The following is a 26,371-nucleotide window of genomic DNA, read 5'->3' on the forward strand; positions in this document are numbered from 1 at the left end:
TATTCATCATAATGAGAAATCGGGACCACTCTTGCGTTTCCGTTTCTTTTTGGACGGTATGAGATCATCCTCTTGCGACTTCTTCCCGCTGCCGGTAATGTCAAGTTCCGGAATGGCCATAACTCCCCCACCCTGCATATAGAAAGCCTCACGATCCACCCGCTCACGGAACTCCCCTACCCTATCGATATGTGGCGAGAGACCGACAGCCACACCATCGAAATGCTTCTGGATATTCTGATAAGTGAGCTTACGGGAAAGATCCGCACCTTTAAAGACATGAGCATTTTCCACGTTTTCCATATAAAAGGAAATCCCGTATGCGCCTTTGCTGTTTACATGTTCCGTCACACGGATCGATTCTTCCGCCAACCTTTTCTTAAAATCCTCATAGCCTAAAGAAGCGTTCAATGCCTTAAACACATGGTCATAGAGATAATGCTTCTGTTCATCGGCGCTCATGCCCCGGCCATCAAAACGAATATTACCAAAACGATATTTCTGAGGAAGTGAAACGTCCTTCAGGTAAAAGCCTGAATCCTTGATGCCATAGACATAATAGGATTTGTCCTTCTTGGTGACCAGACGCATATACAATCCTTCTTGTTCCAGGTTCCTTCGGAAATCGGATGTACTTTCGGAAAAAGAGTAGATGCGGTCAAGCTGTTGTAACAGTTCATCCTTGAACAAGGGGTTGAAAAAACCTCCTTTTTCCAGCAATGCGAAAAGGTTGTCATAGCTTTCATCCCCCAATAGGACACGCCATTCTTCATTGGCCAATTTTATTTCTTGCAAGGGTTTATTCAAAGACCGGTATGTATCGGATTGTTCCAGGACAGCCGATACCTTATCCTTGTAATTATAACTACGCATGGCTTTCTTCAAGGCCGCATCGAAATAATAGTTACGGTATTGCGCCTCTCCCAACGTGGTTCTCTTGCCTCCTTCCCTTTCCAAAGGCAACAGACCGTACTTCTGCTCCAGTTCCCTTGAGATCTTTTCGGAACGGCTGTAATTATTTCCGGAAGGAATGCTTTTGCCTTCTTCATCAATTGTGGTCAGCAGCACATGCACATGGCTGTGTGCCTTGTCGGTATTTAGGACAACGGCATAACAGGACTTTCCGTACCCCATCCTCTCGATATATTCCCCGGCAAGAGAAAGCCACTGTTCATCGGAAAGGCTTTCTCCCGGATAGAGGCTCAGAATAAATTCCGCATAAGGTAGTTTCACCCGGTCATTCAACTGGGAGATAAGTTTCATGTAGGCTGGCATGGCGGCCAGTTCGTCACCAGTGGAGGTGTAAAGCACTTTTCCGTTTCCTTCCTTGACCTTGGAAAGCTGGTATTCAATTTTCCGGCTCATGGACAGGTGGGATGAGAAAGAAGGTTGTATCTCGGCTATCATAACAATTTCCGGTTAATGGTTTCTACATCCGAAAGGTATTGGTTAATCCGATCCAATGAATACAATATATTTTCATCGGACGGAAGCGTATTGATATGTTTGGCAAGCTGGTTGATATTGGCTCCTATTTTACGAAGTTCATATATCATTTGCACATCGGTTTTCGATATGCTTCTGCCTTTCAAGGCAGACTCTCTGATAAAGGAAGAAAGGGATTTTCCCTCTTCCTTTGAACGTTGAAGAAGCTGTTCTTTCTCGGCTTCCGTCAAGCGGATCTTTATACTTATATCTCGATTCTCTTTCATATATACAGAGTATGTGAGTGTAACGAACATTGGTCGGCAGCTCGGCTGTCGCAAGGTTTTTTGTACCCACAAAAACATACCTTGCATTAGCAAAGATATACAATAATACTCAGCTGTGAAACAAAACCAGACAAAAGTCTTGATTTCTTAATCCAGATTAACCGCTCACTTTGTTACAAAGTAACTACGCACATTGTAACAGGCGAACGGAAAGCCATTAGTTACAAAATACATAATTACTAATTATATTATTACAAAGTATGAATATACATACTTAATTATAAGATTAAGTATGTACATATTTATATTTATATTTATATATGTAATTACTTATACAATTAAGTAAAAAAGTGTATAATAAATTAATTATAAAAGTATGCAATTATTTAATTTATTATTTATATATTTGCGCACATACTTAAAAACGTACATTATGGGACAAATATTACCAGGAGTAGTCGTAGCTTTTGAGAATCCCAAGGGCGGGGTAGGGAAGTCTACGCTGACAGCTTTGTTTGCAGGTTATATTCATTCGCAGTCAAACGAAGAGGGGGGCTTATCCATTGCCGTGGTGGATATCGACGACATGCAGAACACTATCGGAAAATTACGTGAGGACGAAGCCGAGGACGGAATCATGAAAAAGGAAGAAGAATATGAGGTTATCAATATCTCTTCCTCAGAGTTCATCAACCAACTGGATTTCCTTCAGGACAATTACGACATTATACTTGTCGATTTTCCGGGTAACCTGAAACAAAACGGTGTAGTTGAAACGCTGCACTTCGTTGACGTGATCATCATTCCCTTCGAACCGAACCAGACCGATTTAAGACCTACATTGACCTTTTACTATAACATCTATGAAGGGATTATCGAAAGCCGTCGAAAGATTGGTAAAAAGACTACCGTGCGTGGTGTTATGAACCGTGTTCTTCCGAATGTGCTGGAGTTCAAAGAAATTTTGAAAAATAAAAAAACCTTGCCTTTCGAGTTGATGCAAAACTACATCAAGGATTCAAGGGTTGACTATCAACGCAATTTAAGTACGCTGAGTAAAGCGTACCATCATCCCTGTGATGCTTTCTGTGAAGAGGTATTGGAATTAATCTGTAACCATATAGGAGAATAAAGCTATGGCAACCAACAAAGAAAGGACATCATCAGCCGCCATGAGAAAACTCTTGCTGCAAAGCGCCAGTAAGAAAGAGCAGGAAATCCAGCAGATCGGAAGTGTTGCGGAAAGCACTATCCCCCAACCTGCGATTGAGCACCCCATCCATGAAGAGGTGAAAGAATCGGCTCCAGTCAAAGAAACCGTCCAAGAACCTCAGCCGGAACAAATGGAAAAGCCGGAATCCAAACCTTCCGTGCAGTCTTCTCCAAAAACAGAAGAAAGCAAAGTCTGCGGAAAAAAATTCTCGGAATATCTGGAAGAGCGAAAATTAAAGAACACCGAAGTAATCCGGATATCCAGCGAAACCCACAGAAAGCTGAAGCAGATTGCTATGGCCACTGGATTAGGAATGCACAACATCGCAAACAACATTCTTGAAGACATATTGACCAGCCATAACAAGGAGATTCAAGCGATACTGAAGAAGTATATGAGCATCTGATTCTACTTTCGGAAAAATATATACGCCTGTTCGACTGCATCCGTCGGGCAGGCGTTATTTTTGCACACCGTTTTAGTGAAGGCCGGCATTGAACCGGGACACTTTTACACAACTGCGGAAAAATCCCTTTGCCTATTATCCTGGACAATATGTTAAAGAATTCAAACCTCTACTTGTTTCCACCTCAAAATTTTTTCCGAAAGTAAGAATACGGTAACAAAATCATTTCTTCGTTTTATTTAGGTTTTTAGGGATTTAAGTATTTGTGGGACACTTTTACACAACTAATAAGGGAGGTTTTCCGTATAATCAACTATATTATTGCAAGTTAGCACTTACTGGCATCTTCTCGTAACCGGGACACTTCTGCACAACTAACCGACTATTCGGGACACTTCTGCACAACTGAACAGGAAAGTCGGGATACTTTTACACAACTAGAATCTGCATTCGGGACACTTTTACACAACTAAATCAGGAATCCGGGACACTTCTGCACAACTAAACCGGCCATTCGGGACACTTTTACACAACTGGGGGATCGGAAACAGCCGTAGTCGGGACACTTTTACACAACTAAATCAAGAAACAGCACGAAAAAAATGCTTTGGAATCTTCATTTATAGGGAGTTAGATTCACTATCTCCGTAAAAAAACGTATCTTTGCATCAGTAAACAACAAGTGTCCGCCTATGAAGGAAAGTAATACACAAAAAGAGTTGAGCAGAGTCCCCAGGACTCTCAGCGAGTCTTCCAACACGAAAGTATTGGAAGTTCTATTTGATGCAGGCGGCACTGTCATGTCTGACATTATCATTTACGTGGCATCTTCACAAATGAAAGATCTGTTCGGCGACTGCTGGTTCTCCATCAACGATTTTTGTGAGGTCATGGGGTATGAACGAACCAAGTTGCAACGAAAACTGACCGAGAAGCAGCTTGATTTCCTGTTCAGCAACCAACGTCCGGTATATATCACCGAACAGAACGGCCAAAAGATAGAGCATCCGATAGAGAACACCTTTGAAGCGGCGTTATACCGTTTAGGGACATCCAACCTCAGTGTAGCATACGCCATGAACGGCAAGACGCAATATAAGTTCATTCAAATACTGGACCGCTTTGAGATAAAGGATAACTTCGGCACGAAAAAGCGCACCAAGCGGAATTACAACGTGCATCTGAGCAAAGATCTGATGAATACTTTGCTTACCGAATACAATCTGCTGGAACTGAAAGACTACCGTAACCTGCCCAACCGCAAAGGCTACCGCAAGTTTTATCTGAACCTGGCGAAAATGATTTACCTGATCAAGTATAAGATTGACCAAGGACAAGCACCTTATTTCACCGTTACGGTTGACCAACTTGCCAAGGAATTTGATGTAACGGTAAAGGACAACCATGACCGGAAGAAGAAGGTGACCAGCATCTTAAACGGTATCAACAAAAAGCTGGAGAGAACCAAATTCCAATACCAGTACATCAAAGGAAAAGGGGAGAAGTGGCCCTACACCGTACAGTTTTTCTTTGACCAGGAAACATTGGAATATTTCGACGAAAAGATAAAGGCGATACTGACCTCGCAATATCACGATGCGCTTAAATCATGCTTCTTGTTAAACAAGAAAGGCATTCCCGTGAGCAGACATTATCAATATAAGGATTTCTTTAAATTGGGAACCGGCGAATATTATCATGAATTTACCGCATGGCTTTATTCTGAAGAGGACAAGGAGATTAAGGAGAACATCTACCGGGATATCTATATAAAGGTAGTAGGCATTCGTCCAGAAGACCTTGCCGTCAACTTAAATCCCTAAAAGTTGGAACAAAAACCATAAAATAGTATCTTTGCAGCGGATTGTCAGAAAATTGGCAGCCCGCTTTTTACATACGTCCGTCTGTCTAACAAAAGAGTGGCATCTATCGTTAAGGAATTAACAACAACAGGCGCATGCCTGTACCAGTATGAAACTGGTACGGGGCGTGCCTTTGTTGTTGGAACGCCACGTCCATGTTAGAGGGTACGTTTCCGTACCCTTATATAAACATAAAACAAATTCAATGGTTCAAACAATTGCCACCCTGACAGATGAGACGCTCATGGTAATGGGCGCCCATCTTCACGTGCGGATGACAGACGAAGAAAAGGCGTATCTTGATGCTCATTTCGAGCTTATCCATATCAAAAAGGGAGAACACCTCGTCACCAGGGGCGAGGAAGTATGCTACCTCTATTATCTGGAATCCGGCATCGTCCGGTTATGGTTTCCGGACAAAGAGAATAGAGAGATTTCAGCACGGTTTATCCAAGCCAAAGAGTTCATCAATTTTTTCCTTTCACATGAAGAACACCATGCCCACTACAATATCAAGGCATTGGAGCCATGCAAGATCTGGAGATTGCCCAAAAAAGATCTTCATCAGCTATATGAGTTATCCATCAATTTCAACAAGCTGGCCAGAATACATTTGGTAAGATCCATCAACCGCAAAATAATAAGGGAAGAGGAGTTTTACACACTGGATGCCGAAGCGCGTTACAAAGCGCTTTTGGCCAATGAAAAATGGCTGTTACGTTCAATACCCTTAAAAGACATAGCAAGTTATATCGGCATCACGCCACAAGCATTGAGCAACATCCGAAAGCGCATATAAACCAAACCCTATAAGCCGGGCAGGACAGTTTTACACAACTAATCCTATCCGGCTTTTTTCTGTAGAATTATTCCACACCTGCCGGTTTACGGCACATGTATTTTTTAATGCACATTAAATAAACACGAAAGGCCCTTTAAAAGCCCTTCATAAAATTTGTCCTCCCGTATATAATCTATATGTTTGGAGCGAAAACAACGCGATAAGCACCTTGATTCGGTTCTGCCGACAGGAATCCGCGTAAATTGGAAACACCGTATGAGACAAATAGAAAAATATATAACATTAATAACCTAAAGAGTAATTCCCATGGAACACATCAGACTGACTGCTATCAGCCTTAGCCTGCTGTTATGCACCGTAAGCGCTTTTGCGCAACGCCATTATGAGAACATCCCGGCACTTGAATTGAACTACGGCACTAACCTGTTCGGCAATGCAGGCAACTATTACAACCTGTCCTTTTCCAGATACATCAACCGGACAAGCTATTGGAAAGCCGGGTTTAGCTATTTTGAGAAACCTTACGAATATACAGCCAACCTACCGCAAGTCTCTACCTTGAACCCGGAAGAAACGATTCCCGAAACGATACATGACAAGGGTAAGGACTTTTTTGTGGACGGCGGTTATTACAGAACCCTGGCCTGCAACCTGAAATCCGTTTACTGGGGCATCGGCCTGGGAGGATTCATCGGTACAGAATACGTCCGCCACCCCGATAAGGAATACAACTTCATCATCGGCCCGAAACTGGAAACGGAACTGGAAGTATTCATCCTGCCCCGAACGGCATTGCTTGCCCGCATACAACAACATTGGAATCCCCTATCCATTGACAAGTGGAACACTGTCTGGAACGTAGGAATAAAGATACTGCTCTACTAACCGACAAATCATATCACCATGCTTATTATCATATTGTTAGCCGATACAAATGTATCCGGCCTGATCTCCTTATACCGTGAAATAGGCGCCATGCTGATAGGGGTAGGCTTTCTATGTGCCGGACTAGCGGTACTTAAAAAGCTGATAAGCAACCACGAGCGCACCAAAGAGGCCATCATCACCTATATCACGGCATTGGTCACTTGGCTCATTATCTGGCAACTCTTATGAACGTAGTGGATTTGATACTGGTTGCCATACTCGCCTGTGTCACGCTTCACTTTTACTTTCGGAAAAAGAAGAAAGCACTTTCTTCCGGAAAGGAGAAAGAGAAGCCGATAAGGGAGGCGGTGCGCAAGGAAGGGCAGGAGAGAGCCTGTCCGGTCATCTGCGTGGTATTTCAGCCTGAGCTGGAAGAAGAGGAATTGGCTGCCGAGATAGCCGATATGTACCTGCATGGAAGAGCCTACTACTACTCAGGCAAACCACTGCCGGAACAGCCGAAAGAAGAGCCCATATCCATCAAGTATAAGGATGTGCAATGGGAGAGACTGAAAACGATTCATGTTTAATTAAAAAATAGGAACAAAATGAAAGCAATCGAAAATGTAAGAGAAAAAGCGAACCAAGTCATTAACCGCTATGGAAAGGTTATCTTCACCTTTCTCATATTCTTCACGCTGTTGGGAACGGCACAAGTGGCGGAGGCACAAAGCGGCCTGAAGATTAACAGCCTATCCGAAGTGACAGACAAAGCCAAAGAGGGTGCGGACACCATTCTGGACGTAGCCAAATACATTTTGGCGGCGGTACTCGGCATCGCTCTGGTCTTTGTCATCTATTCGCTTGCCACGAACAATCCCCATGCCAAGGAATACCTGCTCGGCTGGATCATCGCCGTGGTAGTCATCATGGTAGCCTTCCTGATTATCTAAAAACGAAGAGCCATGAGAACCATGCGTAAAATCAACAAGCCGATCAAGTTCTTCGGTCTGTCATCGGGACAGTTCGCCATCTTCATGCTGCTGACGGCCATCATCATCATCGTGAGCATATTCAAGCAGCTGCACCCGATACTCATCATCGGAATCATTTCCGCCATTCTGTTTCTATCCGGTCTGCTGTTCCAAACCTTGAAAAAGGAACACAAGGCCGGTAACCCGGACTACCTGACCGGCCTCCGGATCAAGAACGCCACCCCCCGGCAGATAACGGACAAACGGCAGATTTTCAAATTCATCCTAAAACAGCAACCATGATAGGAATCATCATACTCATATCCCTGCTAATCTGTGCGCTGTGCCTGCTGATTGCTCTGCTGTATATCCGGCAGACAGAGATAGAGGTGAAGGACAAATCCGTGGATCTGGAAAGTGTCTTGCCTATCCAGACCATCACGGAGAACGCCGTCATCAACGGGAACGGTGACATCACCGTCGGCTACCGGCTGCTTCTGCCCGAAGTGTTCACCTTGTCGGAAAGCGAGGCGCAATACATCCATGAGCGGTTGGAGGCTCTTTTGAAGCTGCTTCCGGCAGGCACGGTCATCCATCAGCAGAATTTCTACTATACGGGGCGATACCATCATGCAGAATACTCTTCCAATGCCCTGATAGCGGAGAACAACCGTCATTTCAACGGCAAGGAGATACTGAACAGTTACACCAACCTGTATGTGACGTTCACGAACGGCAGCCGAAACGGTAAGATACGCAAAAGCGCATCGGGCACCTCGCTGATGCGAAAGCTGCACTACCCGTTCAAGCAACCTTATAAGGAATATCAGCAACGGCTGACAGAAATGGAAGCCTTTCTGATGAACTTTGAGAACGGTTTGTCGTCCATCCAGCAGTTTGAGATACGCAAGATGGATGATACGGAACTGAACAACGCCATCTACGACTACGTCAACCTCTCTTACGAGACACCGGAAAACGATGCCACGCAGAAGAGCGTCAACCCTATGGCTGTCAGTGAAAGCGGAAGCATGAAAATAGGGCAGCAGCACGTTTCCATCCTTTCGCTGACCAACGAAGGCGAGCATCTTCAGGAACTGGCCGTGCCGCACACCGGCAAGTCGAAGGCATACGGGGGAAACATAGAGATACCGGACAGCATACGGAGCAAATGCTCGATGCTGTACCCCGTAGGACTTGGCCTGCCGTTCAACCACATCGTAAACATCGTGATAGAGATAACCGATCCAGATGCCACCGTAACGGCCATCGGTGCGGAGAAAGACGCGCTGAACTACATCACCAACTTCTACCCTCCGGCGGCAGAGAAGCAACGCGAGCAGGCAGCCTTCTGCGATGAGATTACCCAGTTCGACTACCAGACCGCCTATACCGCCTTCAATGTCGTGCTGAACGATACAGACCGCACCTCGCTCATGCGGAAAACCGCACTGGTACAGCAAGGCTTCAGCTTTATGAACCAAAGTTCGTGCTATGTGGAGAACGCCGAGCTGTGCAACCTGTTCTTCTGCAACATACCCGGCAATGCCAGGGCCAATTACCGGGGCTTCGTCAACACGACCAAGCAGGCCATCTGCTATCTGCAAAAAGAGGGGATGTACCTTTCGGACGAGAAAGGGCATATCTACCATGACCGTTTCGGTACTCCCGCCAAGATAAACCTCTGGGATTATCCGGCGCTGAACAACAAGAACCGCATCGTTATCGGCCCGTCCGGTTCCGGTAAATCTTTCTGGCTGAACAATTACATCCTGCAAAGCTATGAGCTGGGCCGGGATGTGATGATCATTGACATCGGCGGCTCTTACCGCTCGATGATAGCCTTGAACCGGGGCAAATACTTCGACTCTACCGAGCAGAAGAAATTTGCGTTCAACCCCTTCTTGTGTGACCGTGACAAGAACGGCAAATACCTGTACATCGACACCACGGATGCCGAGTCTGCCGATGACCAGATAAAGACCATCGTCGCCATTATCAGCTACATTTGGAAGGTACGTGAACCCATGCTGCCTGCCGAAAACGCCATTCTCAGGAAATCCGTCATCGGATTTTACGACTATGTGAACAATTCTTCAATAGGAGAGAAGCATGAGCGTATCTTCCCGACGCTGATAACTTACCGGGCTTATCTGAAGGAAGTGTTCAGCAAACGGATGACCGAGTTTGAGAAACAGAAATTCGAGATAGAGGAGCTGTTGCTTTTACTGGAACCCTATACGGACGGAGAGCTGTCATTCCTGCTGAACGCTACCGAGAACGTGGATATCGTGCATGACCGGCTGATAGCCTTCGATATGGAAGATGCCTCTAAGAAAGAGTACTTTCCACTCGTTGCCATCATCACCCTGCAAATGATCGTGGATAAAATCAAGAAACGCCAGGGGTTTGCCAAAGAGCTAATCATCGACGAAGCACTCGACTTCCTGCAAGACGAGAAATTCGGAGACTTCATCGCCTACCTGTACCGAACCTTCCGTAAAAAGGAGGGAAGCATCACGCTGGCCGCACAGAACATCCTGTTTTTGAAAAACATGCCGTCCAGTATCAAGGACTCCATCATCATCAACTGCGCGACCAAGATTATCCTCGACCATTCAGAACACCGGCAGAACCTGCCGGAAGTGAAAGCCGTGCTTTCCATCACGGACGAAGAGGCCTATATGATCGAGTCGTTGCAGCGCACGGAACGCTGGAGAGAGTTTTTCATCAAGATGTCGAACGATGCCTTCATCTTCCGCAACGAGGTGTCCGACTTCGCCGCCGTAGCCTTCGATTCGCGCCAGGCGACAGTAGTACGACTGAAGCAGTTGTTCAACGAAAGCGGCTCGACCTATACGGCCATCAACCGCTATCTGGAGGAAAGGAGGAAAAAGTATGGATGACGCCACCCAAGGGCTGACCGCCCTTCTAGGCTGGTCAACCGACTTCAACGGCAGCGCATACAATCTTGCCGGAAGCATTGCCGCCGCACTTTTGGGCGTTGCGCTCATTTTCGTGGTATGGGCACTCGCCACGAAAAAGGAAAATGCCAAGAGCTATCTGACAGCCTGGCTGGTATGTGTCATATTCACCCTATTATTCATCACCAACAAATAACCGTCATGAAAAGAATCATTCTCATACTCGGACTTGCCGCCTCGATAGGGCTGATGGGAACCGGCAGTGTTCATGCCCAGTTCGTCGTGCATGATCCCGGCCACACCCTGCTGAACTCAACGGAATGGATCGCCAATGTCAAGAAATGGGTTACACAAATCAATGAAATGATCGATGCCCAGGAACTGCGGCTCGGCCTGCAAAAGATCGACCAGTTGAAGGAACTCAAATCATTGAAAGAGCTTGCCGACCTGCTGGACGACGTAGCCTGCCTGAGCAGCGACTACAGCTTTTACCTGAACGTAGGATCGAATTACCACTGCCTGAAATTTCTCAACTTTCAGCGTGTGACCGTCAATCTGAGCCTGAGTACCGACCTGCTGTTCAAGGTGGCCACCGTGACCAGTTACTTCTCGATGAACTCGGAAGGGCGCATGTCCTTTATCGAGCAGGTGAAGGAATCGGTGGAAAAAGCCGCCGAAGAGATGCGTGAGTTTAACGAATCCGTGCGTTCCACGGTCATTTACAAATCCATGAAGGGGCATAACCGGAAGACCTATTACCAGGGACGGTTGGCCGCTTTCACACGACACACCAATTAAAGCGTTATGAATCAAGATAATTTTCTCTGGGGACTTCAGATCACGGACGGTCTGACGATGGAACTCGTTTCGCAAATGACAGTCATCGCCTTCGGTGTTGGTGTCATCTGCTTTATCTGCAACCTAGCATACAACTATCTCTATCACGGAGCCAGCCAGCTGTTAAGCCCGAATGAGGACAAATTTCCCGACATGATGGAAATCGCCCGTTGCCTGGTACTGTTCTTCTGCCTAAGCATATACACCCCCATCGCCCAAACCATCGTAGGCACGATGGAAGTAATCAACGAAGCCACCTCGCTGACCTCCGAGCGTGCGCAGGAATTTGCCCAGTTCATGGCACAATCAGCCATCGAACAAGGAGAGATGATTGCCGAATACGACAAACACAGCCTCCAGTCGGAGGTAGCAGCCGGAGAAGACAGCACCGGCGCCATGCAGCACGAACTGGATAAAAAGATGGAAGAGGACGAAATGACCGGTGTACGCTCCAGCGTGGAGAAGATTGTGCAGCTGCTCAACCCCGCCAACCTCGCCACCCTTGTGCTTCATGGCATTTCCGCCCTATTGGTAGGAATCATACAAGTAGTCATCTTGGGTATCGGCGTGGTCATTGTCAAGCTACTGGTCATTCTCGGCCCGTTTGTCTTTGCCGTAAGCATGTTGCCGGTCTTTCAGAAACAGTTGAGTATCTGGTTCGGTACGCTCTGCCCCGCCTGTATGGTATTCACCGTCATCAATATTCTGAACCAAATCATATGGCAGACCTTCAAGGCCATCTATACGGAAAGTGCCGACATGGTGGACGCAGCTACGCAGCAGATACAATATTTAGGAATGGATCTCGCCCTGATTGGTGCTTATTGCAGCTGTTTCTGGCTATCCTCCAAAATCGTAGGACACAGCGATGCCGGGAAAATCATTTCGAAAACCGTGTCAATCGTCACCACGGCGGCCACCATCGCCCTGATGGGAGGCGCAGCGGCAGGCGGCAAGCTGACCAACGTAGGCGGTGCCGCCTCTATCGGGGCAAGTTTCATAAACGACAACAATAAAAAATAGAACTATGAATCTGATGAAATTCAAAGGAGCAGATGATGCGGTCAAGCTGACTATCCGGCTTTCAGCCGGGTACTGCATCATTCTGACTATCGCTTTTGCCAGCAGTATCATCTTCCTTATCAACAAAATAGAAAAAGCATACGGCCAGGCTCTCGTCATCGACAGGCAGGGAGAAGTCTATGAGGCAAGCAGCCTGTCTGCCAGCGATATGCGGCAATACGAATACATGAACCATGTAAAGACCTTCGTAACCCACTGGTATGCCTTTGACGAGAGCAGCTACGAGAAGAACATTTCGCTTGCGCTCAACCTCATAGGCAACAAGGGGAAGGAGCTGTTGAACGAGTACAACGATGTGAATATGCTGAACTCACTCATACAAAAGAATATCCGTTACGGGGTACGCATCAAGGATGTAGAGATTAACACACAAACGATACCCGTTTCCGGAAAGATAATCTTCACGCAGACCGGGTACCGGGCACGGGGAAGCATCTCACGTAATATCGAAGCGGAGTTCACCATCTATGATATGCTGTCCCGCAGCGAGGAAAATGCGCACGGAGCCAAGATAGAAGATTGGATTGTCCGCTATTCCGAACCCGTGGAAAGCAACGGCACCAACACATCGCAGGCAGCTTCTCCGGGCAAGAATGAAAACCAGTCAGAAACCTCTAAACCAACCGACCATGGAACCGAATAAACTTATCAAAGACAAGAACAAGCTGTTGATGGCCATCCCGGTAATCCTGGGCATCCTCTTCCTTTATGTATTCTTCATCCGTGAGGACGGGAACGTGCCGTCAGGGAGTGACAGACAGGCCGCCTCGCAAGCCTTTTTGGAACCACAGTCGGAAATGGCCGACAAGGTGAACGACAAGATGGAAGCCTATAAGCAGGACAAACTGGAAGAGCAGGAGAAGGCACGCATCCTGAAAGAGTCTCAGGTCAAAGGATCTGATTTTTACTTCGAGCTGCAAAACCAGCAGGAGCGGTATGACCGTGCCACACTGGAGCGCATCCGCCGTATGCAGAACGATCCGTACAGCGAAGTCATGGCAGAATACGGAGGTGGCCGGAACGGACGCTTCTCTCATCAGCTGGAAAGCCAACTGGACGGACTGGAGGACGAGCAGGCGCTCAACGAGATTATCCGGGAAGCCAAGAAGAACTCACGCATCCGCAAGGAACTGGAAGAATCCGACAAATACCGCAAGCGCATGTATGAACGGATTGTCAATTATGACCAAGAGGGAAAAACGGAGAAAGCCGCTGCCAACCCTTCCGGCCATCCATCCGCCGACAGCCTGATGCAAAAAGGCCCGATCTACCATGCCGAAAACGGCAAGCGGGTACGCCGCCAACCGACCTCCGCACCGGGAAACAGCAACCTCTTCAGGGCTTGCATCCACGGCGACCAGACCGTAGTCACGGGCAGTACGGTACGGATGCGGTTGCTTCAGGACGTAACCCTATCCGGCATGAAGATACCGGCCAACACGCTGTTTTACGGTATCGCCACTTTGGGAGCCAACCGCCTCGATGTGGTAGTCAGCAACCTGAAGGTAGGAGACAACCTCAATCCCGTATCGGTGGTTGTCTTCGACAATGATGCCATGGAAGGTTTGAACCTGCCCAATAACCTGAAAGCCAGTGCAGCCAAGCGTATGGAACAAGGTCTTGTACAGAACATTGACATGCCGCTCTCTTCCATCGGCACGATGGCCAGCGAAGTGACCAGCGTAGTCAACGCCACCACCCAGGTAGCCAAGCAAATCTTGAACATGAGCCTCTCACAAGTGAAGGTACATCTCAAGTCCAACTACGAAATGTATATCCAAGAAGAGAGTCAGGAATCGAAGTTGCGTAGGCAAGCCGTGCAAGCGGAGTTACAGAAGCTCTATGAGCAAATGGAACAAGAGAAAACGAACAAGAAAAATCATCCCCTTCAAACATTGATAGACAAATTATGATAGACATTCTCAATTACCTGCTTGCGCTGTCAGCGGTCTTTTTCGGCTATCGGATCTACGTATCACGCCGGAACGGACGAGCCTTTAAAGAAATCCGTCCGCTGACCGTTTCTTTCGGCATTACCCTGCTTCTTCTATGGGGCATTACCGTATTCACCGCCTTTTTTTCAAGAACCGTTTAACATATCGACAACATGAAGAAATATATTTATCTACTGTTTTACTGCTTTGTGTGCAGTCTGCCGCTCTTCGCTCAGGAAAACGGCACTCCCCGGAAACAAGCCATCAGCCAAAAAGACATCTTTATCTCTTTCGACTGTGTGAAACACCTGGTATTTCCTGTGCAAGTATCTGATATCGCCATCGGCGAACAGGAGCTTGTCATGGCCAGCCGGGTAGAAGAGGCGCCCCATATCGTCAGGCTCTCGGCGCAAGCGGAAGGATTCACCGAAGAGACCAACCTGACCGTAGTCTGCATCGACGGAAGCGTTTACACCTATCACATCCGCTACCTTCCCGAAGGCGGCACGGATTCGTACCCGAACATTTACGAGGACAACGGGAAATGGCAGCACCATGACTATCAGGCAGAAGTCAGCGACCTCCATCTGGCCGAGTTCTTCTTTCCGGAGGACATCGCTTACGGAACGCCCGGCAACGAGGTGTCCTTCACTCTGGCCGCCTACAACAACCAGTTGAAAGTATCAACCGCCAAAGATGCCGTGGCATATTCCAACCTGTTTGTGGTGGATAAGGCCATGAACACTTACCACATCACCATCAAACGGGGCAATACCTCCGTATTCACCTACAATTTTGATGACCAGCGCAAATATACCGCCCATGTGGATGTGAACAGCGAGGAAATGGAAAGATGCATCCAAGAGCTGCGCACCAAGAAGCGCAACATCTACAGCCTGGGGGTCATCGAGAACAAGTTTGAGTTGTCAATGGCCAATCTGTATGTGCATGAGGACTTCATGTTTTTCATCTTTGACCTGAAAAACAAATCATACATCGACTACGACATCGAGTTTGTCAAATGTTTCCAGCGTGACCAAAAGAAGAGCAAGAACGCCATCCAGCAAGAAACGACCATCGAACCTATCTATCAGAAAGATTTTGATACGAAAATCAAGGGCAAGAGCCGGAACCGGCTGATACTTGGTTTCGACAAATTCACGATACCCGATGATAAGGTATTCGAGATCGAGATTTACGAGCGAAACGGCGGGCGGCACATCAAGCTGGCCGTGTTGAACGAATACATCCTTTCCGCAGAACCCTTATACAAGCCACAGCCATGAAACTGAGAGAAGCATTAGACACCTATATGTTCGACAACGTGGGACAGTTCGGCGGCATCGCCGAATCACTGGGCTATCAGACCGAATACCGGGACGGATATTTCCGGTTCCGCAAAGACGGGGAAGAGCTGAGCATGAGCGTAAGCGAAATCAGGGAAAAAGCCGGAGCAAAGTACGATGAAAGCCTTCGTGACCAATCAAAAGAACGTGTATCCGCCCTTTTTGACAAGGAACGTGCCAATGATCCTAAATATGTCGCCGAGCTGGAGAAGGATGGCATCAGCATCAAGCGGTGGGAGAACCTGAAGGGACATGACAAGGACGGCTTTACCGTCATCGACCATCGCCTGAAGGTATGCTACACCGGACAGTCGCTCTATGAATACGCCTACAAGCAAGGGAACATCCTCGACGGGAAAGGCACCAAGCTGGAAAAGGGTGTCATGTCTGATTTGATGGAGATACACGGCAAACCGGGGAAGCTCCGTTTCAACGATGACGGAATCTCCGTATTCTACCGCAAAGAGGCGTTGGTTATCCCGGACAAGGTGCTGGGAAAGAAGTTGGGCAAGAAAGAGAAAGAACAGCTGCTTGCCGGTGACATCGTACCCATCACCGTAAATAAGAAGGACATCCTGCTGCAAGTTGACCGGGATCTGAACTCCGTCATCCTGCGCACCAACCAGGAAATCAAGATTCCCGACATCATCGGGCAGACCAGCGAATATGGCGGCTACAAGTTAACCAAAGCCGACAAATACCTGCTCGCCAACGGCCATGCACTGGAGAACAAGCTGCTGCACAGTCCGGAAGGCTACTTCATTGCCGACATCCAACTGACGGATGACAGGAAAGGAGTCATGATACAGAACATACAGAGTATCACTCCCGGCAAGGCACAAGAGCTGATCAAGGCCATGACCCCCAAACTGGAAGCCCATGCGGCCAACATAGAAGCTGCAAAAGAGCAAAAACACGAAGAGGGGCGCAATATGGAAGCCGAGTTTAAGGAAGCGGTGGGCAAACATGACTTTGAAAAAATCGGGAAGCTCAAAGAGGAAGGATATAAACCCAGTGAAGAGTTTATCAAAGGAATCGGTAAGGAACACGGTCTGGATGAAAGGCAAACCCATGAAGTCATCCAGCTGTTCGGCACCAAGCCGGAAGAACAGGGCGAACATGAAAGGCAGGCCGCACGTCTGTTGGATGCCGCACAGACCGACAACTTTCATGTCATCCAAGAGATACAGAAAGAAGGGTACCGGCTCACTCAAGAAGACCTTACCCGGATGCGTGAAACGGGTGTGCAAGCCAACACACTGATAGCCGTACAAAAGATTTTCGGGATGGAAGGCAGCACAAAGACACTGGGAGATGTCAAACTGGCCAGCACACCCAAACCCGACAACAGCAAGGAAATGGCCCGTCCGATAGCCAGCACCATCAACCGGGCTTTCAATGACTTATAACCTAAAAAATCAGGAATTATGGATTACGATGAATTAGTACAGAAAAACATTGCAGGAGAAATCAGTGACTTAGAGTTTCTACTTGCACAGGAAGAGCTTGCACAAGCCTATCAAGAAGAGATGGCTGCCAAGCAGCAAGAGACAAACAACCAAACGGCCAGAGAATGGCTGCTTGATTACGAGAACAGAAATCTATACCAATAAATCATGGATACAGCAAGTGATAAAGCATTACAGCGTTTCGCCGAACTGATGATCGAAAAGATAAAGCAGGTGGAAGACAACTGGCAAAAGCCTTGGTTCGGGATAAAGGGTGGGGGACTTCCGCAAAATATCGAGGGAAGAACCTACAACGGAGTAAATTCCTTCATGTTGTTTCTACTTTCGGAAAAAGAGCAGTACAGCCTGCCGGTCTATATGACCTTCATGCAAGCCAAAGACAACGGCCTTAACATACTGAAAGGAGAAAAGTCATTCCCAGTCATTTACTGGAATTTCTCAGTAAGAGACAAGAACGGAAAGAAAATACCTTTCGACGTATATAAGAACCTGGATAAAAACGAGCAGCAGGAATATAAGGTCACGCCGTTTCTGAAGACATACAATGTGTTCAACGTACAGCAGACCAATCTTCAGGAAACGAAACCGGAGAAATGGGAAGCATTGAAGGAGCAATTCAAGATACCGGCCATCAAGGACGAGCAAGGGATGCTCACCGTGCCTCTGATTGATGCGATGGTACGGGAACAGCAATGGATCTGCCCCATTTATTCCAAGGAAGGAAATAGTGCTTACCATGCAAGGGGAGAAGATAACCATATCGTCGTACCCCTGAAGGGGCAGTTTAAGGACGGAGAGAATTTCTACTCCACACTACTGCATGAGATGGCGCACTCGACTGGAGAACCTGAGCATCTGAACCGGGAAAAAGGCGTGATTTTCGGAGACAAGCAATATGCCAAAGAGGAACTGGTTGCCGAACTCACCTCCGCTACCGTCGGGCAAAGCCTGGGAATATCCACCCATATCCGGGAAGAAAATGCCATGTATCTAAAAAACTGGCTGGGAGCCTTGAAAGAAGATCCCAAATTCATCTACAACATCCTTGCCGATGTAGGAAAAGCCAGCAATATGATTCAGGAACATACCGCACGGATGGAACAGTACCTCACACCGGAGGAACGGTTCACGCAGGCCGTCCTGCAAGACAACCGTCCGGTATTGGAGCAGATGAAAAACGAAGGTTTTACCCCTTCATCACGGTTATTGGAAAGTGTTGCGGCAAACCATCCTACAGCCGACAACCTTGAAACGCTACACAGCACTTTCGGCATTTCGCTGCCTTCCATGGAAGCGGAGCCAGCCATGAAAAATATGAATGAGCCACAGCTCGGATTATAAACTTTTAAAAACCATCATTATGTTTACAGGACAAATTATCGGTTATGTCGGTGCGGATGCCCGGCAGAACAAGAACGGAAAAGGATTCAACTTCCATGTATCCACCAAGTACAAGAACGTGAACAACGAGGAACAGACCCTATGGGTATGCTGTTTCGTGAATTACGAGAGTAAAGTCTTTGAGTATCTGAAAAAAGGGACACAGGTATATGTCTGCGGCGATGTGTATGCCGATGTATTCCAGAAGGATGACGGTAGCCACATCCCATCCGTCAGCCTGACCGTCTCACGCATTGAGTTACTGGGAAAGGCAGAGAAAAAAGAGAGCGGTGACGGAACGGCATCCGGACAACCCCAATAACAGCAACGGCCATGGAAAGAGAGAAGAAAGACCTGTCATTCATCCTGATCCTGCTATCCACGCTCATCGGGACAGCCGTACTGTTTCAGTGGGCTATCGTTACGGGATTATACGCTCCACTACGTAATCCGGCCATGTGGGAAAGGCTGATGGAGAAGGATATCCTATTCCGGTTTCTCTACGTTATCCTGATCGGAGGCCTCGCTTTTCTCTTTCCGGTTGGCAAAGTGAAAGACGAAAACAAGAAATGGGTTTACACCAGTATGACACTGGTTACGGCATCCATGCTGGTTGTCGGATTCAGCCGGTTATCAGCGTGGTATAACCTATTTGTATTTCCCATTCTATTCGTAGCGTACACGCTGCTTGTCATCAAGACTCTGCCTTATTTCATCCGGCGTCATGCCCAATCCGATGATAGCATTTTCGGGTTAAGCCGGGAAGAATCGGCTTTCTACTTCCGCTTTGAAACCGCCTCCGGGCCGCTGGTCATCCATAAGCCGCAGCAGAATGTCTATATCGACGGCGGTCCGGGAAGCGGTAAATCAGAGAGCTGGATCAAGGGAATCATCTACCAGTGCGCCGAGCGCAACTATGCCGGATTCGTGTACGATTGGGAGGGTGATCCCACCAAGGACAAGTCACCCATCCTCTCACGTATCGCATACGGAAGCATCGAACATTTCCGGAACAAGGGGATGGAAACACCCCGTTTCGCCTATATCAACTTTGTGGATATGTCACGCACGGTCAGGGTGAACGTACTTTCTCCGCAATACATGTCAAAGGGAAACGAATCGCTATTCATCCGCAATATCATCATGACACTGATGAAGAATCTGGAAGCAAGCTGGAAGGAAAAGACCGACTTTTGGGCCAACAATGCCATCAACTACGTCTATTCAATCGCCTATAAATGTTTCAAGGAAAGGAAGCTTGGTATCTGTACGCTGCCCCATGTGATAGCCCTTGCCCTTTCTGACAGCAACCTAGTATTCCACTGGCTGTCGGAAGATCCTGAAATCGCATTGAACATGTCCTCCATGCTGACCGCCTGGAAACTGGGTGCACAACAGCAGACAGCCGGAGCCGTATCATCCGCACAGACTCCGTTGGTACTCCTGAACAACAAATACATCTTCTGGGTGTTGTCGCCACTTCCCGAAGAAGAGTTCTCTTTGGATATAACCAACAAGGAACACCCAACGCTGTTATGCGTAGGCAATGCGCCCACCATCAAGGAAGCCGTTTCCCCTGCTATTTCCTGCATCGGCAGCGTCTTGATGTCACAGATGAACAATCCCGGCAAAGCGACCAGCATATTCATGGTAGATGAATTTCCGACCATCCTGTTGCAAGGCATTGACACTTTCATCGGAACCGCCCGGAAGCACAATGTCGCTACCATTCTCGCCGTTCAGGACTTCAACCAAGCGGTCAGGGACTATGGAGAGAAAAGTGCCAACATCCTGAAAGCCTCCTGCGGAACGCAGGCTTACGGTATGACCGGAAATGAGAAGACCGCCAAAGACATCGAGAACTTGCTTGGGGAGAAGAAAGAAGCGCAAGAATCTTATTCACACCAAGCCGGTGGCAATAACAGTGTCACGGAGAGCCTGCAAAAAGAAAAAGTCTTAAAGGCAAGGGACATTGCCGGACAAGCAGCCGGACACTTCATTGGCAAGATTGCCGGAGGCAAGCCGCCATTCTTCAGCGTGCAGATGGATATGTGCCGTTTTGAAGAGAAGGAGATACCCCGTTTCTCCTTACCGGTCAAACTGGGCAACGGCAAAGAAGAGATGGAACTGGAAATCCTGGAAGAGATTATCCAGCAGAACTACATCAAAATCATTGAAGATGTCAACGCCATCCTCAAAAAGATAGAGGACAAATTAAAAGAAAAGTCAGCAGTTCCGCCAACCGGGACACACAAGACAGAACAAAAAATCATCCGATAACATTCAACAAAAGAATCCTACCATGAGAAAAATTCATTCATTATTAGCGGCAGCCTGCTTATTGGCCGCTTCATGCAACAAAGAGGAAATCCAATCGGAAACAGACAAAGCCGGCATGTATCACATCACCGTAGCCGTAACCGGTTCCTCACCCAAAGGCAGTGTGCATATATATAATCTTGACGGCGTGAGATTCAGGAACGAACGCACCGGTACCTCCGCAGCTTCCGTAGATGAGAGTTTCACCGATAAAGCGGAATACAGCACGGAAAAGCCTGTCAGCCAAATTACCGTGCAAGGCATTCTCTATTCAAAAGAGAGTGCTATCATCACCATGCAGATAAAAAAAGACGGGGAAAGCGTATTCAACCAGAGCAAACAGTTGGAGGCCGTTCCCGGTATAGACACTACTGTTGATTTGGTTTACAGTACCTTGAAATAAAAATGCAGACGAATCAAAAAACATATACTTTCTCTTCCATATTTAGATGATATTTCTTATCTTTATGAAAGATAATCTTTCTCATTTATAATCTAAGCTCAGATAAAATGAGATTCAACTAATCCAGTCAACGTTATGAAAGTCGATTTCAATCAGATAAAAACAACCATTTCTCTGCCCGATTTCCTGCTGGAACTAGGATGGAAAATCGTGGAAGGCTCTTCCAACTCCTGTCCCAAAATGAGCAACGGAACGCATACCATCGTCATCAAGCGGAACTCGCAGAACCAATACACCTATTGGGACGTGCATAGTGACAGCGTGCGTGGCCGCAGTATCATGGATCTGATGCAGGAACATCTATTTGAAACAACCGGAAAAATGCCGTCCTTGCGCGAGGTGGGGGAGATCCTTCAGAACTACATCAACACCAACCGCATCACGACACCCGAAAAAAGCCGGTATGAAGTAGGTAACACAAGCATGAGAGCGGACGAACTTCAATTCTACTTGAGCCAGCTACAACCCTACAAGGGCAATTATCTCCAGAAAAGAGGTATCCTGAAAGAAAGCATTGAAAGCCGGTTCTTCAAAGACACTTTCTTTATCCGTGAGGTAAAGAACAAAGGGAGTGTTTACCGCAACGTGTGCATCAAGATGTACAATGAAAACGGTGTGCAAGCCATTTCTCAACGAAATGAAACATTCAAAGGGATTATCGGTGGCAAGTTCGACTGTCTGGCGACCAGCAACCATGACAAAAGCCGCCCGATAGACATTCTCTACATTGGGGAGTCATTTATAGACTGTATCTCCCACTATCAATTACGCCATTCCGGAAACGACCTCAATCTTGTATATGTATCTACGGAAGGGACATTCACGGAAGGACAAATGAGGCTATTACGCCTGATTCTTGACAAGAACCAGGTAAAGGAGCTCCGGAGCATCTTTGACAACGACAAACAAGGGCACAAGTACACTCTATGGCTGCATCGTTACTTTCATGGCGATACGACTGATGTCGAGAGCCTGAGTAACGATGAACTCCGCAACAAGGTACGGAAACTGAAGAACGTCGAACTTTCGGAAAACAAGGATTGGAACGATGATCTGAAAATCTCGTGTGGCATCTGTTCCTCCACGGAGGACGGCCAGTAACCTCATAGATTTGCTCCATCACATAATACGACAACCTATAAAATCAGATCAATATGAATATCAAGCATTTATTTTTTTGTATGCTGCTCATTGCCTTTTCCTCATGCAGCAAACCCGGCTATGAGAAGGCCATTGCGGAATGGGTTCAGACAGATTCTCACGGCACCTGGACGGATTTAAAGTTCGAACTACTGGAAGTGTTGGAAACAGAAGACGTCACCGTATCGGACAGCCTGTGCTACCTGAACAACAAAAGCGCACAATTATCCGCTGTCATACAGAAAGCGGAAAGTCCCCGTGCCTTATTCAAACCGTCCTTTTCCGCCTATATGGAAGCCGAAAAAAGCCTGAAAGCAACGGATGCCATGAAAGCCATGTACCTGCACCGTGACAGTACGGAAGTTATCGGCAAGATATTAAAATGCAGGTATGCCATCGTCCAGCCACACTCAGGGGTGCAGCAGAAAAAGACGGCTTCTTTCCTATTGTCCCCCGACATGGAAAAATGTATCGGCAAACTAAAGCCGACAAGCAAATAATCCGAGCGTAACGATGTGTAGCGACAACGTTTTTTGGGGTTCTTTTTTGGGCGTCTTCCAAAAAAGAACTCCCACACATTTAGATGTGTGGGCTATTCATTACACTACCATCCTTTCCCTTATCAACGGTATATTATCCCGTACCAAATTCAGAATCCGGTCATGATAGGCTGATAATTGGTTAGACTTTCCACGACACTGGCACACCTCCATCCTGCTAAGTGAAAACTCCACCGTTTCCATGCGCCTTCCATCCACCGTTGCCGACATTATCAACGAATCTTCTCTCTTATAATAGGCGTTGCTGAATACACAATGATGCAGCAACTTTCCCTCTTTGTAAAAGTCCGAAAGGCTTTCCAATACCCGAACCATAATATTTCCATCCGCAAACGAAAGATTAAAGAAACGTGATTTGGCAGCAATATAGTCTTTTTCATCCTTTTCAGAATATTTTTTCTTACATTTCCCCATCACCCAATCATGCGCTTCTTCTACATTCAACGGACACAAATAATGAGGATTTCTCGCATCCAATTTATTTTCTATCAGCATATCCACATAGTCCAGCCACAAGTCCGCATCATGTATCACATAGTCATGTCTTAAACAGATTTTTACATACGTCCAATACTTATCTATACCGTATTTTCTCTCTAAAAATCTCAAGAACAAATTCATTTGCCCTGCCTTATATAATATCTCCATCCGATTATCAGTTAATAATGTCATAAAGAAGGAACTCGGACAAATATCATAAAAGGCACCCTTAAATCCATTCCTCGTAAGTTCGGGTATCACTTTCATTCTCGGATAGATAACTGCCGGGCAAATATCATAAATACGGTCATGATGCACATTCCGCTTACGCAATTCCAAAGAACTTCCATATATCCATGCATCGTAATAAAATATAGACATGCCCCGCAGCAAAGACAGCGTTTCTGTCTTGCCCTCTTTATTCATCCAACACTGTACCGCCTCAATTATAAAGTAATTAGCCGGAGACCCTTTTTTCAGCCGGCAGTCCACCATAAAAAAACGGATAACTTGATATTGCTTGTATGTAGTAATCACACAAAAATATTCTTTATATACAGCCGTCCTTTTCCTGCTATTCTCCAATTTCAGGTTCATACCGCAATGAGGACATTTACAGTTTTTCTTATCTTCCTTATCCCGCCATGTATGCCCACAATCCAAACAAAAGCAATTCCCCTTTGCATCACGCTTGAAATAATGCACAAAGCAATGTTTATAGGCATAACGCTTTTGAGCCTCTGAAACGGGAGCTAACTTCCTGCTCCCATTCACGATTTCCATTTGTAATTTTGTCTTGGGTTTCATATCAAAAAAGAGTTAACTGGGTTTGTACTTCGGTGTTGTTCTCACGTTTAGCTTGTTGACGCTTCTTCAACTTTGCCAATTCTTCCTCCTGCAATTTTTTGATAGCAGCCTCACGAGCCGCTTTCTTTTCTTCCTCTGACAATTCAACATGATGATTTACGACTACATTACATTTCAATGGGCTACCCACCTCAATATTATCTTCCTGATAATAGTGCAACGCCATACCAAAAATTTCATCATCACTAAAACCACAGCAACCGCTTTTCTTCACTTGGTTTAAAATATAGGTAATGCAATTATCTATATTCTTTGTAGGTTTTTGATAGACTGGAGCAAACAGACTATCCACCGCTGCCATATTATCAAGGTATGCCTTGATGGTACTTTTAAATTGTTCTGACACTTTCATAGTATATCATTTTTAGATTTCATTTCACAATAAGCCAATTTCACGAGAAACAAGGAGAATAGGCAAATAAGAGCCAACAACGTAACCGACACAACCTTTATCGGACTTGGCGTTATTACCGCTCCGACAAACATAGCCACTGCACAAAGAGCGATGATGACCGAAAAAACAAATTGAATGATTTGCATATACTTCTGCTACTTAGTTTGTTAAACTTCTAATTTTATGCTTCAGCTAGATTTAAAGACCTTTTTTTAAAACCCCTTTCCGGGATGGCCTTTTCTTTCTGCCGACTTTTTTTTTGAGCTTTCATGCCCCATCTGAGTTTATGAGCCTTTTTTTTACGGCACACAACAATAAGGAAGGAGGGATTAAGAAAAGTTTTGGACGACAAAAAATGTTGGGGACAGCGAAGCCGTCCGGCGTTATTTTTTTCGGGACAAAGGGCGAAGACCGGAACTCTTTCGTATCCATCCACCGAAATAAATTTGCCGTTCAAAAACAAAGGATCTCAGATGGAGCTATGAAAAAAGCACATTAGGGGAGGCAGAAAACAAGGAAAAGGGCAGTACGGAAAGTAAAACAAACCATACGGTTTTGCTTGCAAAACCGTATTCCTATCTCCCTGCCACAAGTGACAGGGGGGAACGGGTTAGCAACGGACTGCCGGGACAAACGGTAAAAGGAAGGAACTGCAATACGGAAGAAGGAGGTTGTTTCGGCAATGCCGAAGCTCCGGATGATGACCATTGCAATCCCGCCCACGTTTGGAACTTCTCTTTTCTGGTTTGCCCATAATCAGCCGCATAGCGGATGACTACGGGCAAACCGGGAATGAGAACAGTCATTCCGATGAAGGGGAGGGTGGGGAAGAATACTGCGTGAACGCAAAAACACTCTCGGATATGTAGCAAAAAAAAGCGGCACTAGGCCGCTTCAATCATTTGCTTGCTTTTTTCTTTTTAGAGACAGCCTTCTGTTTAGGCTGATCCGGTTTTTCTTCTTCTTTTTCCGGAGCCGGATAAAACTTGGTGGCTACCATCACAATGCGGTTACGCTTCTCCCCACTTTTAGAATCCGTCCATTCTTCCGGCTTAAAGTAGCCTTCAACGGTTATCAGCTCACCTTTTTTCAATACATCGAAGGAATCCAGTGCTTCATTCTTTCTCCAGGCTTCAATCCCCATGAAAGCGGAAACATAAGAGGTTTCTTCACCTGTCTTGTCTGCACGGCTGACCGCGATAGAAAAGCGTGCTACGCTTGCTGTTTCAAAACTACGGATTTCTGCATCCTTACCGATAAAACCTGTTACTGCGAATGAATTTTCAATCTTTTTCATATCTCTGATTTTTTAGAAGTTAATTAATCAATTTTACAGTGC

31 protein-coding genes are annotated in these 26,371 nt (G+C 46.5%); 26 read left to right on the forward strand and 5 right to left on the reverse strand.

Annotated features, from left to right (window positions below; genetic code table 11):
- Nucleotides 1-6 precede the first annotated feature (6 nt).
- Both AB5903_RS12905 and mobC read right to left on the reverse strand, forming a co-directional pair.
- Complete coding sequence (locus AB5903_RS12905; protein ID WP_005868870.1) at nucleotides 7-1,407, reverse strand: relaxase/mobilization nuclease domain-containing protein; 1,401 nt, start codon at nucleotides 1,405-1,407, stop codon at nucleotides 7-9.
- Nucleotides 1,404-1,742 (reverse strand): plasmid mobilization relaxosome protein MobC, encoded by a 339-nt coding sequence (gene mobC / locus AB5903_RS12910; RefSeq protein ID WP_008770294.1) that lies wholly within the window; start codon nucleotides 1,740-1,742, stop codon nucleotides 1,404-1,406. The genes AB5903_RS12905 and mobC overlap by 4 nt, the downstream gene beginning before the upstream one ends.
- A 403-nt stretch (nucleotides 1,743-2,145) precedes the next feature.
- Between mobC and AB5903_RS12915 the strand changes: the two genes are divergently transcribed.
- The 25 genes from AB5903_RS12915 (at nucleotide 2,146) to AB5903_RS13035 (ending at nucleotide 23,231) form a co-directional block, all read left to right on the forward strand.
- Nucleotides 2,146-2,844 (forward strand): ParA family protein, encoded by a 699-nt coding sequence (locus tag AB5903_RS12915; protein WP_005868872.1) that lies wholly within the window; start codon nucleotides 2,146-2,148, stop codon nucleotides 2,842-2,844.
- A gap of 4 nt (nucleotides 2,845-2,848) precedes the next feature.
- Complete coding sequence (locus tag AB5903_RS12920) at nucleotides 2,849-3,331, forward strand: DUF3408 domain-containing protein (protein WP_005868873.1); 483 nt, start codon at nucleotides 2,849-2,851, stop codon at nucleotides 3,329-3,331.
- Between the two features lie 692 nt (nucleotides 3,332-4,023).
- A complete protein-coding gene (locus AB5903_RS12925; protein WP_005868874.1) occupies nucleotides 4,024-5,154 on the forward strand; it encodes a hypothetical protein in 1,131 nt (376 codons plus the stop codon).
- A 244-nt stretch (nucleotides 5,155-5,398) separates the two neighbouring features.
- Nucleotides 5,399-5,992, forward strand: coding sequence for a Crp/Fnr family transcriptional regulator (locus AB5903_RS12930; RefSeq protein WP_368117903.1), 594 nt, complete (start codon nucleotides 5,399-5,401; stop codon nucleotides 5,990-5,992).
- A gap of 309 nt (nucleotides 5,993-6,301) precedes the next feature.
- Nucleotides 6,302-6,880 carry a conjugal transfer protein TraO gene (locus tag AB5903_RS12935; protein ID WP_005868877.1) on the forward strand — a complete coding sequence of 193 codons (579 nt, stop codon included), beginning with the start codon at nucleotides 6,302-6,304 and terminating at the stop codon, nucleotides 6,878-6,880.
- Nucleotides 6,881-6,898: 18 nt separating this feature from the next.
- Nucleotides 6,899-7,111 carry a hypothetical protein gene (locus AB5903_RS12940; RefSeq protein WP_005868879.1) on the forward strand — a complete coding sequence of 71 codons (213 nt, stop codon included), beginning with the start codon at nucleotides 6,899-6,901 and terminating at the stop codon, nucleotides 7,109-7,111.
- On the forward strand, nucleotides 7,108-7,452 hold the full coding sequence (locus AB5903_RS12945) for a hypothetical protein (protein ID WP_005868881.1): 345 nt from the start codon (nucleotides 7,108-7,110) through the stop codon (nucleotides 7,450-7,452). Before AB5903_RS12940 ends, AB5903_RS12945 begins: the two co-directional genes overlap by 4 nt.
- Before the next feature lie 18 nt (nucleotides 7,453-7,470).
- A complete protein-coding gene (locus AB5903_RS12950; RefSeq protein WP_005868883.1) occupies nucleotides 7,471-7,815 on the forward strand; it encodes a hypothetical protein in 345 nt (114 codons plus the stop codon).
- A 12-nt stretch (nucleotides 7,816-7,827) separates the two neighbouring features.
- Nucleotides 7,828-8,139 (forward strand): hypothetical protein, encoded by a 312-nt coding sequence (locus tag AB5903_RS12955; RefSeq protein ID WP_005868885.1) that lies wholly within the window; start codon nucleotides 7,828-7,830, stop codon nucleotides 8,137-8,139.
- The gene (locus AB5903_RS12960) at nucleotides 8,136-10,742 is read left to right on the forward strand and encodes a TraG family conjugative transposon ATPase (RefSeq protein WP_005868887.1); all 2,607 of its coding nucleotides are present in this window, start codon (nucleotides 8,136-8,138) and stop codon (nucleotides 10,740-10,742) included. Before AB5903_RS12955 ends, AB5903_RS12960 begins: the two co-directional genes overlap by 4 nt.
- The gene (locus AB5903_RS12965; RefSeq protein WP_005868888.1) at nucleotides 10,735-10,956 is read left to right on the forward strand and encodes a hypothetical protein; all 222 of its coding nucleotides are present in this window, start codon (nucleotides 10,735-10,737) and stop codon (nucleotides 10,954-10,956) included. The genes AB5903_RS12960 and AB5903_RS12965 overlap by 8 nt, the downstream gene beginning before the upstream one ends.
- A gap of 5 nt (nucleotides 10,957-10,961) precedes the next feature.
- Complete coding sequence (locus AB5903_RS12970; RefSeq protein WP_005868889.1) at nucleotides 10,962-11,558, forward strand: hypothetical protein; 597 nt, start codon at nucleotides 10,962-10,964, stop codon at nucleotides 11,556-11,558.
- 6 nt (nucleotides 11,559-11,564) lie between these two features.
- Nucleotides 11,565-12,620 (forward strand): hypothetical protein, encoded by a 1,056-nt coding sequence (locus AB5903_RS12975; RefSeq protein WP_368117904.1) that lies wholly within the window; start codon nucleotides 11,565-11,567, stop codon nucleotides 12,618-12,620.
- 4 nt (nucleotides 12,621-12,624) lie between these two features.
- Nucleotides 12,625-13,323 carry a hypothetical protein gene (locus AB5903_RS12980; protein WP_005868891.1) on the forward strand — a complete coding sequence of 233 codons (699 nt, stop codon included), beginning with the start codon at nucleotides 12,625-12,627 and terminating at the stop codon, nucleotides 13,321-13,323.
- Nucleotides 13,310-14,593, forward strand: coding sequence for a conjugative transposon protein TraM (gene traM, locus AB5903_RS12985; RefSeq protein ID WP_005868892.1), 1,284 nt, complete (start codon nucleotides 13,310-13,312; stop codon nucleotides 14,591-14,593). Before AB5903_RS12980 ends, traM begins: the two co-directional genes overlap by 14 nt.
- Nucleotides 14,590-14,775 carry a hypothetical protein gene (locus tag AB5903_RS12990; RefSeq protein ID WP_007564699.1) on the forward strand — a complete coding sequence of 62 codons (186 nt, stop codon included), beginning with the start codon at nucleotides 14,590-14,592 and terminating at the stop codon, nucleotides 14,773-14,775. Before traM ends, AB5903_RS12990 begins: the two co-directional genes overlap by 4 nt.
- Nucleotides 14,776-14,787: 12 nt before the next feature.
- On the forward strand, nucleotides 14,788-15,900 hold the full coding sequence (locus AB5903_RS12995; protein WP_005868893.1) for a DUF4138 domain-containing protein: 1,113 nt from the start codon (nucleotides 14,788-14,790) through the stop codon (nucleotides 15,898-15,900).
- A complete protein-coding gene (locus AB5903_RS13000; RefSeq protein WP_005868895.1) occupies nucleotides 15,897-17,369 on the forward strand; it encodes a DUF3945 domain-containing protein in 1,473 nt (490 codons plus the stop codon). The genes AB5903_RS12995 and AB5903_RS13000 overlap by 4 nt, the downstream gene beginning before the upstream one ends.
- A gap of 18 nt (nucleotides 17,370-17,387) precedes the next feature.
- Nucleotides 17,388-17,573, forward strand: coding sequence for a hypothetical protein (locus AB5903_RS13005; RefSeq protein WP_005868897.1), 186 nt, complete (start codon nucleotides 17,388-17,390; stop codon nucleotides 17,571-17,573).
- A 3-nt stretch (nucleotides 17,574-17,576) separates the two neighbouring features.
- Nucleotides 17,577-18,770: an ArdC family protein gene (locus AB5903_RS13010; protein ID WP_005868899.1), complete on the forward strand. Its 1,194-nt coding sequence runs from the start codon at nucleotides 17,577-17,579 to the stop codon at nucleotides 18,768-18,770.
- Nucleotides 18,748-19,131: a single-stranded DNA-binding protein gene (locus AB5903_RS13015; protein ID WP_007564694.1), complete on the forward strand. Its 384-nt coding sequence runs from the start codon at nucleotides 18,748-18,750 to the stop codon at nucleotides 19,129-19,131. The genes AB5903_RS13010 and AB5903_RS13015 overlap by 23 nt, the downstream gene beginning before the upstream one ends.
- Nucleotides 19,132-19,142: 11 nt before the next feature.
- A complete protein-coding gene (locus AB5903_RS13020) occupies nucleotides 19,143-21,089 on the forward strand; it encodes a type IV secretory system conjugative DNA transfer family protein (protein ID WP_005868904.1) in 1,947 nt (648 codons plus the stop codon).
- Nucleotides 21,090-21,111: 22 nt separating this feature from the next.
- Nucleotides 21,112-21,531 carry a hypothetical protein gene (locus tag AB5903_RS13025; protein ID WP_005868906.1) on the forward strand — a complete coding sequence of 140 codons (420 nt, stop codon included), beginning with the start codon at nucleotides 21,112-21,114 and terminating at the stop codon, nucleotides 21,529-21,531.
- Between the two features lie 135 nt (nucleotides 21,532-21,666).
- Nucleotides 21,667-22,692 (forward strand): toprim domain-containing protein, encoded by a 1,026-nt coding sequence (locus AB5903_RS13030; RefSeq protein WP_005868908.1) that lies wholly within the window; start codon nucleotides 21,667-21,669, stop codon nucleotides 22,690-22,692.
- A gap of 53 nt (nucleotides 22,693-22,745) precedes the next feature.
- A complete protein-coding gene (locus AB5903_RS13035) occupies nucleotides 22,746-23,231 on the forward strand; it encodes a hypothetical protein (protein ID WP_005868909.1) in 486 nt (161 codons plus the stop codon).
- Between the two features lie 99 nt (nucleotides 23,232-23,330).
- Here AB5903_RS13035 and AB5903_RS13040 read toward each other — a convergent pair whose 3' ends face one another.
- Both AB5903_RS13040 and AB5903_RS13045 read right to left on the reverse strand, forming a co-directional pair.
- Complete coding sequence (locus AB5903_RS13040) at nucleotides 23,331-24,578, reverse strand: PcfJ domain-containing protein (RefSeq protein WP_005868910.1); 1,248 nt, start codon at nucleotides 24,576-24,578, stop codon at nucleotides 23,331-23,333.
- Between the two features lies 1 nt (nucleotide 24,579).
- On the reverse strand, nucleotides 24,580-24,990 hold the full coding sequence (locus tag AB5903_RS13045) for a PcfK-like family protein (protein WP_005868911.1): 411 nt from the start codon (nucleotides 24,988-24,990) through the stop codon (nucleotides 24,580-24,582).
- Nucleotides 24,991-25,587: 597 nt separating this feature from the next.
- Between AB5903_RS13045 and AB5903_RS13050 the strand changes: the two genes are divergently transcribed.
- Nucleotides 25,588-25,788 (forward strand): hypothetical protein, encoded by a 201-nt coding sequence (locus AB5903_RS13050; RefSeq protein WP_202192709.1) that lies wholly within the window; start codon nucleotides 25,588-25,590, stop codon nucleotides 25,786-25,788.
- Between the two features lie 142 nt (nucleotides 25,789-25,930).
- Here AB5903_RS13050 and AB5903_RS13055 read toward each other — a convergent pair whose 3' ends face one another.
- Nucleotides 25,931-26,329 carry a single-stranded DNA-binding protein gene (locus tag AB5903_RS13055; RefSeq protein ID WP_005868746.1) on the reverse strand — a complete coding sequence of 133 codons (399 nt, stop codon included), beginning with the start codon at nucleotides 26,327-26,329 and terminating at the stop codon, nucleotides 25,931-25,933.
- Between the last annotated feature and the right edge of the window lie 42 nt (nucleotides 26,330-26,371).

The sequence above is a fragment of the Bacteroides sp. 2201st1_D9_2201SCRN_220225 genome, from assembly GCF_040928965.1.
In the GTDB taxonomy this organism is placed as follows: Bacteria; Bacteroidota; Bacteroidia; order Bacteroidales; family Bacteroidaceae; genus Bacteroides; species Bacteroides stercoris.

Coding starts and splice junctions, on each gene's coding strand:
- AB5903_RS13015 (WP_007564694.1), top strand. CDS start 18,748: ATGAGCCACAGCTCGGATTATAAACTTTTAAAAACCATCATTATGTTT.
- AB5903_RS13035 (WP_005868909.1), top strand. CDS start 22,746: ATGAATATCAAGCATTTATTTTTTTGTATGCTGCTCATTGCCTTTTCC.
- AB5903_RS13020 (WP_005868904.1), top strand. CDS start 19,143: ATGGAAAGAGAGAAGAAAGACCTGTCATTCATCCTGATCCTGCTATCC.
- AB5903_RS12975 (WP_368117904.1), top strand. CDS start 11,565: ATGAATCAAGATAATTTTCTCTGGGGACTTCAGATCACGGACGGTCTG.
- AB5903_RS13025 (WP_005868906.1), top strand. CDS start 21,112: ATGAGAAAAATTCATTCATTATTAGCGGCAGCCTGCTTATTGGCCGCT.
- AB5903_RS13000 (WP_005868895.1), top strand. CDS start 15,897: ATGAAACTGAGAGAAGCATTAGACACCTATATGTTCGACAACGTGGGA.
- mobC (WP_008770294.1), bottom strand. CDS start 1,742: ATGTTCGTTACACTCACATACTCTGTATATATGAAAGAGAATCGAGAT.
- AB5903_RS12990 (WP_007564699.1), top strand. CDS start 14,590: ATGATAGACATTCTCAATTACCTGCTTGCGCTGTCAGCGGTCTTTTTC.
- AB5903_RS12980 (WP_005868891.1), top strand. CDS start 12,625: ATGAATCTGATGAAATTCAAAGGAGCAGATGATGCGGTCAAGCTGACT.
- AB5903_RS12995 (WP_005868893.1), top strand. CDS start 14,788: ATGAAGAAATATATTTATCTACTGTTTTACTGCTTTGTGTGCAGTCTG.
- AB5903_RS12905 (WP_005868870.1), bottom strand. CDS start 1,407: ATGATAGCCGAGATACAACCTTCTTTCTCATCCCACCTGTCCATGAGC.
- AB5903_RS12925 (WP_005868874.1), top strand. CDS start 4,024: ATGAAGGAAAGTAATACACAAAAAGAGTTGAGCAGAGTCCCCAGGACT.
- AB5903_RS12935 (WP_005868877.1), top strand. CDS start 6,302: ATGGAACACATCAGACTGACTGCTATCAGCCTTAGCCTGCTGTTATGC.
- AB5903_RS13030 (WP_005868908.1), top strand. CDS start 21,667: ATGAAAGTCGATTTCAATCAGATAAAAACAACCATTTCTCTGCCCGAT.
- AB5903_RS13045 (WP_005868911.1), bottom strand. CDS start 24,990: ATGAAAGTGTCAGAACAATTTAAAAGTACCATCAAGGCATACCTTGAT.
- AB5903_RS12920 (WP_005868873.1), top strand. CDS start 2,849: ATGGCAACCAACAAAGAAAGGACATCATCAGCCGCCATGAGAAAACTC.
- AB5903_RS12965 (WP_005868888.1), top strand. CDS start 10,735: ATGGATGACGCCACCCAAGGGCTGACCGCCCTTCTAGGCTGGTCAACC.
- AB5903_RS12970 (WP_005868889.1), top strand. CDS start 10,962: ATGAAAAGAATCATTCTCATACTCGGACTTGCCGCCTCGATAGGGCTG.
- AB5903_RS13040 (WP_005868910.1), bottom strand. CDS start 24,578: ATGAAACCCAAGACAAAATTACAAATGGAAATCGTGAATGGGAGCAGG.
- AB5903_RS12945 (WP_005868881.1), top strand. CDS start 7,108: ATGAACGTAGTGGATTTGATACTGGTTGCCATACTCGCCTGTGTCACG.
- AB5903_RS12950 (WP_005868883.1), top strand. CDS start 7,471: ATGAAAGCAATCGAAAATGTAAGAGAAAAAGCGAACCAAGTCATTAAC.
- AB5903_RS12930 (WP_368117903.1), top strand. CDS start 5,399: ATGGTTCAAACAATTGCCACCCTGACAGATGAGACGCTCATGGTAATG.
- AB5903_RS13005 (WP_005868897.1), top strand. CDS start 17,388: ATGGATTACGATGAATTAGTACAGAAAAACATTGCAGGAGAAATCAGT.
- AB5903_RS12960 (WP_005868887.1), top strand. CDS start 8,136: ATGATAGGAATCATCATACTCATATCCCTGCTAATCTGTGCGCTGTGC.
- AB5903_RS12955 (WP_005868885.1), top strand. CDS start 7,828: ATGAGAACCATGCGTAAAATCAACAAGCCGATCAAGTTCTTCGGTCTG.
- AB5903_RS13055 (WP_005868746.1), bottom strand. CDS start 26,329: ATGAAAAAGATTGAAAATTCATTCGCAGTAACAGGTTTTATCGGTAAG.
- AB5903_RS13010 (WP_005868899.1), top strand. CDS start 17,577: ATGGATACAGCAAGTGATAAAGCATTACAGCGTTTCGCCGAACTGATG.
- traM (WP_005868892.1), top strand. CDS start 13,310: ATGGAACCGAATAAACTTATCAAAGACAAGAACAAGCTGTTGATGGCC.
- AB5903_RS12915 (WP_005868872.1), top strand. CDS start 2,146: ATGGGACAAATATTACCAGGAGTAGTCGTAGCTTTTGAGAATCCCAAG.
- AB5903_RS12940 (WP_005868879.1), top strand. CDS start 6,899: ATGCTTATTATCATATTGTTAGCCGATACAAATGTATCCGGCCTGATC.